The 10,208-nt window shown below is 64.7% G+C and carries 9 protein-coding genes; 4 read left to right on the top strand and 5 right to left on the bottom strand.

The genetic code is table 11. From position 1 onward, the window contains the following. The 5 genes from AC01FP_RS09050 to AC01FP_RS09030 form a co-directional block, all read right to left on the bottom strand. The coding region (locus AC01FP_RS09050) for an ATP-binding cassette domain-containing protein (RefSeq protein WP_474479703.1) at positions 1 to 271 on the bottom strand (271 nt) is incomplete at its 3' end. 56 nt (positions 272 to 327) lie between these two features. Further along, a complete protein-coding gene (locus AC01FP_RS09045; protein WP_474479700.1) occupies positions 328 to 2,301 on the bottom strand; it encodes an ABC transporter ATP-binding/substrate-binding protein in 1,974 nt (657 codons plus the stop codon). Between the two features lie 4 nt (positions 2,302 to 2,305). Further along, positions 2,306 to 3,139: a nitrate ABC transporter permease gene (ntrB, locus tag AC01FP_RS09040; RefSeq protein WP_474479697.1), complete on the bottom strand. Its 834-nt coding sequence runs from the start codon at positions 3,137 to 3,139 to the stop codon at positions 2,306 to 2,308. 43 nt (positions 3,140 to 3,182) lie between these two features. Next, positions 3,183 to 4,496 (bottom strand): CmpA/NrtA family ABC transporter substrate-binding protein, encoded by a 1,314-nt coding sequence (locus tag AC01FP_RS09035; protein ID WP_474479713.1) that lies wholly within the window; start codon positions 4,494 to 4,496, stop codon positions 3,183 to 3,185. 154 nt (positions 4,497 to 4,650) lie between these two features. Then, positions 4,651 to 5,718 carry an anthranilate phosphoribosyltransferase gene (locus tag AC01FP_RS09030; RefSeq protein ID WP_474479711.1) on the bottom strand — a complete coding sequence of 356 codons (1,068 nt, stop codon included), beginning with the start codon at positions 5,716 to 5,718 and terminating at the stop codon, positions 4,651 to 4,653. Positions 5,719 to 5,945: 227 nt separating this feature from the next. Between AC01FP_RS09030 and AC01FP_RS09025 the strand changes: the two genes are divergently transcribed. The 4 genes from AC01FP_RS09025 to AC01FP_RS09010 all read left to right on the top strand — a co-directional run bounded on the left by AC01FP_RS09025 (position 5,946) and on the right by AC01FP_RS09010 (position 10,207). Beyond that, on the top strand, positions 5,946 to 7,484 hold the full coding sequence (locus AC01FP_RS09025; RefSeq protein WP_474479695.1) for a ferredoxin--nitrite reductase: 1,539 nt from the start codon (positions 5,946 to 5,948) through the stop codon (positions 7,482 to 7,484). A gap of 15 nt (positions 7,485 to 7,499) precedes the next feature. Continuing rightward, entirely contained in the window at positions 7,500 to 8,819 is a 1,320-nt protein-coding gene (locus AC01FP_RS09020; RefSeq protein ID WP_474479692.1) for a CbiX/SirB N-terminal domain-containing protein, read from the top strand. Then, a complete protein-coding gene (gene cobA, locus AC01FP_RS09015; protein ID WP_474479689.1) occupies positions 8,816 to 9,604 on the top strand; it encodes a uroporphyrinogen-III C-methyltransferase in 789 nt (262 codons plus the stop codon). Before AC01FP_RS09020 ends, cobA begins: the two co-directional genes overlap by 4 nt. A 126-nt stretch (positions 9,605 to 9,730) precedes the next feature. After that, positions 9,731 to 10,207: a redox protein gene (locus tag AC01FP_RS09010; RefSeq protein WP_474479708.1), complete on the top strand. Its 477-nt coding sequence runs from the start codon at positions 9,731 to 9,733 to the stop codon at positions 10,205 to 10,207. The last annotated feature ends 1 nt before the right edge of the window (position 10,208 follow it).

The raw sequence follows: 10,208 nt of genomic DNA, 5'->3' as shown, positions 1-10,208 counted from the left end.
CCGGTTCGACGATCCTCTCCCCCTGGACCCGCACCTCGCCGCTGCTGGGCTGCCGGAAACCGGACACCATGTCCAGCAGGGTGGACTTGCCGCAGCCGGAATGGCCGATCACGCAGACGAATTCACCCTCGGCCACGGTTAGGTCGATGTTGTTGAGCACGCTGTAGGGCCCGCTCGGGGTGTCGTAGACCTTGCTTAGTGACTCGATCTTTAGAAAAGGTTCGCTCTTTGCATCGGGGCCAACGGCGACGGTGCTGGAAAGGGTGGTCATCGCTGGGGACGCGGTTAAATTTGCGGTTGAAGTTTTGGTGGTGTAAATGCTGACGTTCAGTCAGCAGAGGCTGCCCTCAAGGCTGCCGGGGCATGTCGCCGCAAGTAGGCCAGGGGATCGCCCAGATCCAGGCAGTCGCTGCCGAACAACTCGATGGCGGTGGGCTCCGCCTGATCGCCGGCCTGGTCGCCCTGGGCCTCCGCCACGCGGCGGTATAGATACTGATGCTGGACCCGGTCTGCCACCTCCTGCCAGTCATGGGGGAAGGGGCAGATTCCCCAGCGGGCGAGCTGGGTGATAATCCAGACCGCATCCTGTCGCTCGGGAGCATTCACTCCGCCGTGGAAGCGCAACAGCTGCGGCTCCGCCACAGGCTCGCCGAGACCCCGGTCGAAGGGACCCACCAGCGCGGGCCGGAGTGTGTCCAGATCGGCCCCGACAAAGTTGGCGCGGGAGAGCAACTCGGCCAGCTCCTCTCGGTTGGCGGGCTGTTCGCACCAGCGACAGGCCTCCAGCAGGGCATGGACAAGGGCTTCGTGGGTGCGGGGGTGGGCTGAGGCCCAGTCCTCCCGTACGCCAAGAACCTTTTCGCAATGGCCGTTCCATAGTTCGGTGTCGGCGGCGATCACCGTGCCGAGCCCCTCCTTGACGGCGCGACTGTTCCATGGCTCGCCCACGCAAAAGCCATTGATCGTGCCGGCGCGAAGGGTCGCCACCATCTGGGGTGGCGGGATCACGATCAGGTCCACATCCTTGTCGGGGTCGATGCCACCTGAGGCCAGCCAGGCCCGCAGCAGGAAGTTGTGCATCGAGGCCGGGTGCACCATCGCGAAGACGGGACGCTGCTGGGGATGGGCCGCTATCCAGCGCTGCAGCCCGGCCACGTCGTGCACGCCAGCCTCCTGGAAGCTGCGATGCAGGGTGATGGCATTGCCGTTGCGCGAGAGGGTTAGGGCGGTGACCATCGGCAGGGGAGCCTGCCCCCGCAGCCCCAAAGCCATGGCGTAGGGCAGCCCTGCCACCATTTGGGCGGCATCGAGCACCCCCTGACGCACGTGGGTTTCGAGGCTTTTCCAGTTGGCCTCCCGGCGCAGCTCCACCTGTTCAAGGCCATGGCGCTTGAAGAAGCCTTTCTCCTGGGCCACCACCAGTGGGGCGCAGTCGCTCAGTGGAATGAAGCCGATCGACAGGTTCACCTTCTCCAGACCGTTGGCGGCGATGGCAGCCGCCGGCTTGAGCCGCTGCTGCCGAGCTCGCCGCTGATCGTTGAGGAAGCCCACCATCTCGGCCCGCAAGGCGTAGTAGCTCGGGTGCTTCACCGCAGTCAGCTGGCTGCGGGGTCGGGGCAGGGGCACTTCGAGGATCTGGCCAATGTGGGCTTCCGGGCCGTTGGTCATCAACACCACCCGGTCAGAGAGCAGCAGGGCTTCATCCACGTCGTGGGTCACCATCACGGCCGTTACGCCGGCCTCAGCGCAGATGCGCAGCAGTTGTTGCTGCAGGTTGCCGCGGGTGAGCGCATCGAGGGCTCCGAAGGGCTCATCGAGCAGCAGTAGCTTCGGTCGGATCGCCAGCGCCCGGGCGATCGCCACCCGCTGCTTCATGCCTCCGGAGAGCTCGTGGGGATATTTATCTGCTGCTGCCTTCAGGTTAACCAATTGGATATTGTGCTCCACAATTGCCGAGCGCTCAGCTATTGCTTTGGTGGCAAACACGTTGTCTACGGCGAGGGCGATGTTCTGCCGCACCGTTTTCCAGGGCAGCAGGGAATAGTTCTGGAACACAACCATTCGCTCTGGGCCTGGAGCCGTGATTTGGCGGCCGTTCATCAGGATCCCGCCTTCGCTGGCCTGGCTGAGGCCGGCCAGAAGGTTGAGCAAGGTGCTCTTGCCGCAGCCTGAATGACCAACCAGCGAGAGAAACTCGCCCTCTGCTATATCGAGGAAGATATCGCGCAGAGCCACGTAGTCGCCGCCTCCTTGCAGGGGGAAGACCTGGGTGACATGGTCGACGGTGAACATGGAGGGCATGGCTTCAGTTCCCCCCCTGGCTCGCCTTGCGGCCGACGAAGGCAACCAGTCGATCGAGCAGCAGCCCGACGATGCCCACATAGATAATGGCCAGGATTATTTGGCTTGAGCTGGCGTCGCCGCCGGCGTTGTATGCGTCCCAGATGAAGTAGCCGATGCCGCCGTCGGCCTTCAACATCTCTGCGGCCACGATTGCTAGCCAGGCCAGGCCCACGGCGATGCGCAGGCCGGTGAACACATAGGGCACCGTGGCTGGTATTACGATGCTGGTTATATAAGCGCGTTTGCTGAGGCGCAGCACTCGGGCTACATTGGTGTAATCCTGGGGAATCTCCTGGATGCCCACAGCCGTATTGATAATGATCGGCCAGATCGCCGTAATGAAAATCACAAATACCGCCGAGGTATTAGCATCTTGAAACACCATCAGCGAAATCGGAAACCAGGCCAGCGGCGGCACAGTGCGCAGCACCTGCACCACTGGATCAAATCCTTTGCCGGCGAAGCGATTTAGGCCGAGCAGGCCGCCTACCGCGACTCCTACTACCGCCGCTAGGCCGTAGCCCACCGCCACCCGTTGCAGCGAGATAAGGATCTGCCAGCCCAGGCCCTTGCTGGTGCCGCCTTCATCGAAAAACGGCTGGCTGATGTACGGATCCCAGGTATCGATCAACACGTTGATCGGGCCGGGGAGCCGCGCAGCACCGAGGACGCCCGAAAGCAACTGCCAAACCAGTAGAAAGGAACCTATGCAAATCAGGTAGGGCAGGATCTGGGGCAATGCCGGTAGCAGCCGACGCCGGCGGGTGCGCCGGCCCGGGGAGGTGGTTGGGGTCACGGATGGTGGGCGTAGTAACGGAGAAGTTGCTGGGCGTTGAGGCTCACTTCATCGCCTTGATTGCCAGGGCGTTTAGGTAGGCCTTGGGATCTTCGGGGTCGAACACCACACCGTCGAAGAAGGTTTCCTTGCCGCGCGAATCGCTGCCGGGAATGGCCTTTTCTTGGCCGATAGCGGTGGCAGCTTCCTTCCAGAGATCAGCCCGATTCACCTTGTTCACCAAAGCGTCAATATCGGTGCTGGAGGGTAGATAGCCCCAGCGTATATCTTCGGTAACGAACCACTTGTCATGGCTCTTGAATGGGAAGGAGGCGTTTTCGCTCCAGAAGCGCATTCTCAGGGGGCTGTTTTTAACTACGCGGCCGTCGCCGTAGTCGATGTCGCCGGCCAAGCGGGGTTTGATATCGGCCACGCTGGCTTTGAAGTATTTGTCCTTGGCAGTGATTTCGCAGAGTTCATCAAGGTTTGCCGGATCTTCACACCAGATCTGAGCTTCCTGAACAGCCATTAACAGGGCTTTGGCGGCCTTGGGGTTTTGGTCGATCCAGTCGGCTCGCATCGAGAAGGCCTTCTCGGGGTGGTTTTTCCAGAGTTCGCCGGTGACGGCGGCTGTGTAGCCAAGCTTCTTATTAACTAAGCGCTGATTCCAGGGCTCACCAACGCAGAAGGTGTCCATGGTGCCGGTCTGCATGTTTGCCACCATCTGGGGGGGTGGCACCACTACTAGGTCGGCATCCTTATTTGGATCGATGCCATTGGCGGAGAGCCAGTAACGCATCCATAGGTCGTGGGTGCCGCCGGGGAAGGTAACGGCCGCTTTGAACTTCTTGCCCTTACTGCTGGCCTGTTGCGTTGCTTTTGCCAAGCCCGCTTTGTTGTCGATGCTGAGCTTGTTGTCCAGATAGTCCTTAGACACCGACAGCCCCTGGCCCTGCAGGTTGAGTCGCGCCAAGGTGTACATCGGCAGAGGCTGCTTGGTCTTGGTGATCGTGCCGGCAGTTAGCAGCAGCGGCATTGGCGAAAGGATGTGGGCGCCATCAATGCCGCCGCCGCCGCTGCCCAGCTCCAGGTTGTCGCGGGTGGCAGCCCATGAGGTCTGCTTCACCACCTTCACCTCGGGCATGCCGTGCTTGGTGAAGAAACCTTTCTCCAGAGCGATGATCAGGGGCGCGGCGTCGGTGAGGGCGATGAAGCCCAAGGTGGCAGCCTTCAGCTCAGGTGCCTCCGCACCGCCGGCCGGACTTGTTGTTTGATTTGCAGATTTTTTGGCGGGACTGCCACAGGCAGCCAGCCAGATTGCTCCGGCTGCCGAACCGGCGGCGGTGATCAAAAACTTGCGGCGCGAGAGATTGGACATCGCTTGATTGGGATAGGCCGGAGTGGCGGCAACTGCACTCCGGACGGGCTCCACAAAGAAGCGCACCGAACCGGTCAAGAAAACAATGCCGGCGCACAAGCTGACCGACCCAGTTACATCACCACGGCAGAGTCCCAGTTGAGAGTTGCAATTGCTACCGATTGCCGCTTTCGCCGGGATCGGCAAGGGTTCGCCGCAGGCGCTCGCCGCATTGAGAGGCCAGCAGAGCCCGCGCTTGCTCCAGGGCGTCAGCAAGGCTTTCGAAGCGATCGGTCAGCCAGAGGTAGGCCCCCAGATTCCAGAGCAGCGGCGTAGCCAGGGGGCCTTCACCACCCAAGGCTGCTAGCGCCTGCTGCTGCCAGGTTTCCAGACTTTCCCAGGCGATTTCATCGCCGTGTAGGCCATGGTCCCGGGGGTGTACGAGCAGCCGCTCCAGCGAGCCGTCGCGGACCCGGGCGGTGATGCCAGCCCGGCTTGTAGGCAGGTCGGTTGACCCCTCCAGGCCCTTCACCGTGAGCACCTCGGTTTCACCGGCGGTGGCCAGGGCCTCCCAGGCCCGTTTTTCGGTGGGGGGATGGACGAAGCCACTCACCAGTAGGTGGTTGCCGCAGTGGGGGGTCCAGAGCAGTTCCAGGCTGGCCACGGGGGGGCGCTTGCCAATTTCATCGCGCACCGGCAGCAACCTTTCCGCAGCGGGGAAGTGGTCGGGCTGGTGGGTGAGGGCCAGGTGGTGGGTGCTCAACCGTTGCTGCAGAGCGGCGAGGCTGAGCCCACGCCACTCAATGCCGAGGGCGGCGAACAGCTCTGCCAGGGTGACGCCGTACTTAATCGGCATCGGGTCGCCGCCGTGCAGCACCACCGGGATCTCGGCGCTGGCCAGCACCAGGGCGAGCAGGGGCAGCAGGGGGGCGGTGCGGCTGCGGCCGTCGTAGGGCACACAGAAGCAAATGGCCTGGCGGCCAGGGGTTTCTAGCTTCGGGCCGTGGCTGCGGTAGCTGTCGAGCATGCCGGTCAATTCGATCGGCAGCGGCCGGCGAATCCGGTGGGCAATCAGGAAGGCTCCTAGCTGCGCATCGCTTGCCTGACCCTGAAGCATCAGGTCCATGGCGTCACGGGCCTCATCGCGGCTGAGGCCCGTGCTGGTGTGCTCACCGCTGCCCACCTTGGCAATAAGTTCGCGAAAGCGGGCCCGCTCGGGGCCGAGGGCGTTGAGGCGCTGCAGGCGTCTGAGCCCTGCCGCTGCCGCCGGTGCTGCGGGTGGTAGCGGTTGCGACACAGAAAGTTACCCGTACTGCAGAGAATCTCAATTGTCTCCCTCTGAGGAGCTTTTGCTCCATTTCTGTTTTCCGGCGGCGTAGCTCTCATCGGCGCTTGCTCGGATCCACCTTGCTGCTGTGTGGCGGCGGGGCGGACATGCCGAGGTTGTTCCGTGTTCCGTGAGTCCGCCCCATGACAAGCCCCACGATTTCTGCGGCCAGCCAGCCGCCCCTTAGCAAGATCGAGCAGGCCAAGGCCGAGCTCTGCGGCCTCGAGCTGGAGCCCCGGCTTGCCGAAATGGGGCGTGAAGGCTGGGAAGCGCTCGACGAAGCCACGCTCACGATCCGGCTCAAGTGGCTGGGGATCTTCTTCAGGCCGGTGACCCCGGGGCGCTTCATGGTGCGGCTGCGGCTGCCCAACGGCGTGATCACGGCCGACCAGCTCGACGTGCTGGCCGAGACGATCGACCGTTGTGGCGAGCACGGCAGTGCCGACATCACCACCCGCCAAAACCTGCAGCTGCGTGGTCTGCTGCTGGAGGACATGGCGCCGCTGATGGTGGCACTGGAGACCTTGGGGCTCACCAGCCGCCAGTCGGGCCACGACAACCCTCGCAACATCACCGGCAACCCGCTGGCGGGCATTGACCCAGAGGAGATCGTCGACACCCGCCCCCTGGTGGAGGCGATTCAGGCCGCCCTGCTGGGGCCGGCCGGTCCCCGCAACCTGCCGCGCAAGTTCAACGTGGCCGTGGGGGGCGCACCAGATAGCTTCCTGCTGCACAACGACCTGGCCTTCCTGCCGGCCGAGCACAACGGTGAGCTGGGTTTCACGGTGCTGGTGGGGGGCTTCTTTTCAGCCCAGCGCAACGAGTTGGCGGTGCCCCTGGGCCTGTGGCTGCGGGCGGAGCAGCTAGCCGACTTCACCCTGGCGGTCTTGCATCACTACGAGCGCGCAGGCAATCGCCAGCAGCGCAACAAAAGCCGGCTGATGTATCTGATCGACCAGCTCGGGATCGACGTCTACCGGGCTGAGCTGGTTGCAGCCTTTGCCGAAGCCGTACTCCGCCACGACGGCTCCCATCTGGTAAATCGTGCCCCCCGCTCGGGCCTGGGCGTGCAGGCCCAGAAGCAGGAGGGGCTCCACTGGGTGGGGCTGCACGTGCCGATGGGCCGGCTGGACGCGGCTTCGATGCTGGAACTTGCCGCTTTGGCACGCACCTATGGCAGCGGCGAGCTGCGTCTCACCGAGGCCCAGAACGCCTTGATCATCAATGTGCCCGGCGATCGCCTTGAGGCTCTGCTGGCCGAACCCCTGCTGCAGCGCTTCCGCCCCGACCCTTCGACCCTGCAGGCCGAGGCGGTGAGCTGCACCGGCAACGCTTACTGCAGCTTCGCTTTGATCCCCACCAAGGGCGTGGCCCAGCAGGTGCTCGAAGAGCTGGAGCAGCGCATCGAATTGCCCGAGGCGGTGCGCATGCACTGGACCGGCTGCCCCAATGCCTGCGGCCAGCCCTACATGGGTCAGATCGGTTTGATGGGGGCGAAGGCCCGTAAGGATGGTCAGATGGTGGAGGCGTCCAAGATCTTTCTTGGCGGCTCCATGGGCGCCGAGCCCAAGCTGGCCGAGCTGCATGAAAAAGGCGTACCCCTCAGTGACCTTACCGATGTGCTGGAGCAGCTCCTGCTGGAGCAATTTGGAGCCCGGCGCCGCGAGCCGGCGGCTTCCTGAGGTCGGAGGGCGGCTTTGAGATCTGCCCTGCCCCAGTGCGAGCCGGCCCAGCTGCCGGCCTGCGGTTCTCCGGCACGCTGGGGCTGGCTGCAACAGCTGCGCCGCCAGCCTGAGCTGGATCCTGAGCCCTGGCTGCTGGCGCTGGAAAACGGCAGCCTCAGCGCCGACCCAGACCTGCTTGCCGTGCTGGCGGAGCGGCTTGATCCGCCTTCCCAGCGGCGTTTGCTGCGTTGGTGGCGCCTGCAGCCCGATCCCGATCCCGGCCTGCCTAGCCAGGTGCTGCGCCAGCGGGATGGGGCTAGTGCCGCCTGGCTGCTGCAGCAATTGGCCCCCGGCCCGGGCGCTCTTGGCCAAGCCCTGCCCCTCTCGGCCCTGCCACAAGCCGTGGCGCTAGCCCTGCTGCCTCTGCTGGGTCACCAGCGCCAGGTGCCGGCCTGGCCCGTGCTGCTGAGCTGGATGCGGGCCCCAATCGCCACCCCATTGCGGCGCGCCGCTCTCGAAGGGGTAGCCCGTGGTTTGTCGGTGTGGCCCCGGCATCAGCTGGTGGCTGGCCTCAGCGCCCTGGCCGGCGACCTCGATCCCCAGCTGGCTGCCCCGGCGGTGGACCTGCTGGCCCGTCTGCCCGGAGCCCGCCGCGCCCTGGTGCCCCTGCGGCATTGCGAGCTCGATCCCCAGGTGGCCGAGCGCCTTGGTCGCCGCCTCGCGGCCATTCCCGCCCAACCCCTGCTACTGGTGGTGCATGGCCGCGTGGGCGGCCAGCTGCCTGCCGAGTTGGTGGCCCTGGCCGCCGAGCTGGAGTGCCGCCGTGGCGCGCCCGTGCGGCTGCAGGCCCTCTCGGCTGCGGCGCCACCGGCGGCGACCGAGCTGCTGCAGCCGGGTCAAGTCCTCGGCCTGGTGCCGCTGCTGCTGCTGCCCGGCGGCCATGTGCGCCACGATTTGCCGGCGATTGTGCGCCATTGGTCGGCTTTTGCCCGCGTGCAGCACTGGCCTTTCCTGGGGGCATGGCCCCAGTGGCAGGACGCCCTCGCTAATGAGCTGGCCGGGTTGGCTACGCAGGATGTCCGGCCCTTATTGCTGCATCACCCCTTGGAGGGCCCTCTGGCAGCGCGGTATCTCACCACCTTGGAGCGGCGCACCGGTGCCCACTGCGTCGCCACTCCATACAGTGCAGACCATCTCGCGCAGCTGAAGCTGACCCTTGCCGCTCCAGCCCTGGCCCTAGCTCTGGCCGCCAACCGGCTCACCGACCAGCTAACCGAACAGGTGGGTCCGCCGTTGCTGCAGCGGCCTGGCCTGCGCCAGCTACTGCTGGCTGAACTCGAGGCCCTGCCATGAGTGCCCCGGCCCAGCTCGGCACGGTTTACCTGGTGGGGGCGGGCCCCGGTGATCCGGAGCTGCTCACCCTCAAGGCCCACCGGCTGCTGCGGCAGTGCGATGCCCTCGTCTACGACTCCCTGGTGCCCCAGGCCCTGCTGGATCTGGTGCCCCAGGGCTGCGAGCTCCACTTCGTTGGTAAGCGTCGCGGCCATCATTCGGTGCCGCAGCCGAGCACAAACGCGGTATTGGTGGAATTGGCCAGCCGCCATCGCCTGATCGTGCGGCTTAAGGGCGGTGATCCCTTTTTGTTTGGCCGCGGCGGCGAGGAGGCAGCTCACCTGGCCGCCAAGGGCGTGCCGGTGCAGGTGGTGCCTGGGGTAACCGCTGGCATCGCGGCTCCGGCCTACGCGGGCATTCCTGTTACCCACCGCCGCGCCGGCTCCAGCGTCACCTTCGTGACGGGCCACGAGGAAATCGATAAGGGCCGCCCAGGGGTGAACTGGCGCGGCCTGGCCCAGACCAGTGATGGCTTGGTGATCTACATGGGCTTGCACAACCTGCGCCGCATCGCCGAGGAGCTGATGGCGGGTGGCCTGGCGGCCGATACCCCGGCGGCGGTGATTCAGCAGGGCACCGTGCGCGGTCAGCGCCAGCTGGTGACCGTGCTCGGTGAGCTGGCCGACCGGGCTGAGGAGCAGGATTTCGCTTCGCCCTCAATAGTGGTGCTAGGCGCAGTGGTGGCTTTGCGGGTGCCGGGCTGTGCACCCGAGCCTGCCGAAGTGGAAATGCCGATCCCCTTCTAAGCCAAATCAGCTACGCCAATGGGTAGTGGTTGCGACGGCTGGCCCCCCGGTGGTGCGGTTCAGTAGGGCTAGTTTTGGCAGTAGCAACTGCCCCTACCGATGTCTGCACCATCCCGGCTAGCGCCGATGTTTGAGCTGATTCCCTACGAGAAGTTCCGCGATACCCCCGCTGTTCGCTTCTTCGATATCACTGTTGCCAGCTCAAATGCCCGCGACCTGGTGATCCATGCCGGCCCAGCCGTGAGTCCTCCGGATGAGCAGAAGACCGGTGCCTGGCAGTTTTATCTGCATCCCCACCAGGAAGACAATCTCCTGGCCCTGCACGGCGGCCGCACTTTTTTCTTGGTCAATCTCGGTTGGAATTATCCGTATCACATTGTTCGCTTGGAAACCGGCGGCGATATTCTGCGCATCCCTCCTGGCACATTCCACCGCTCCGTATCTGATCCCGATGGCTCGGTGGTGCTCAATCAGGCTGTGCGGGAGGAGGGTGCCAGCGTGCTGCGGGAGTTTCGGGTGTACAACAGTCGCCTTATTCCGCGTTTGTTTGCTACCACTTTCAAAACGGCTCCCCTGCCCAAGTTGCATGGGGTGAGCTGGTAGT

The organism is Cyanobium sp. NIVA-CYA 375, from assembly GCF_056108345.1.
The sequence above is the reverse complement of the archived record's forward strand: the minus strand, read 5'-3'. Positions and strand labels throughout refer to the sequence as shown.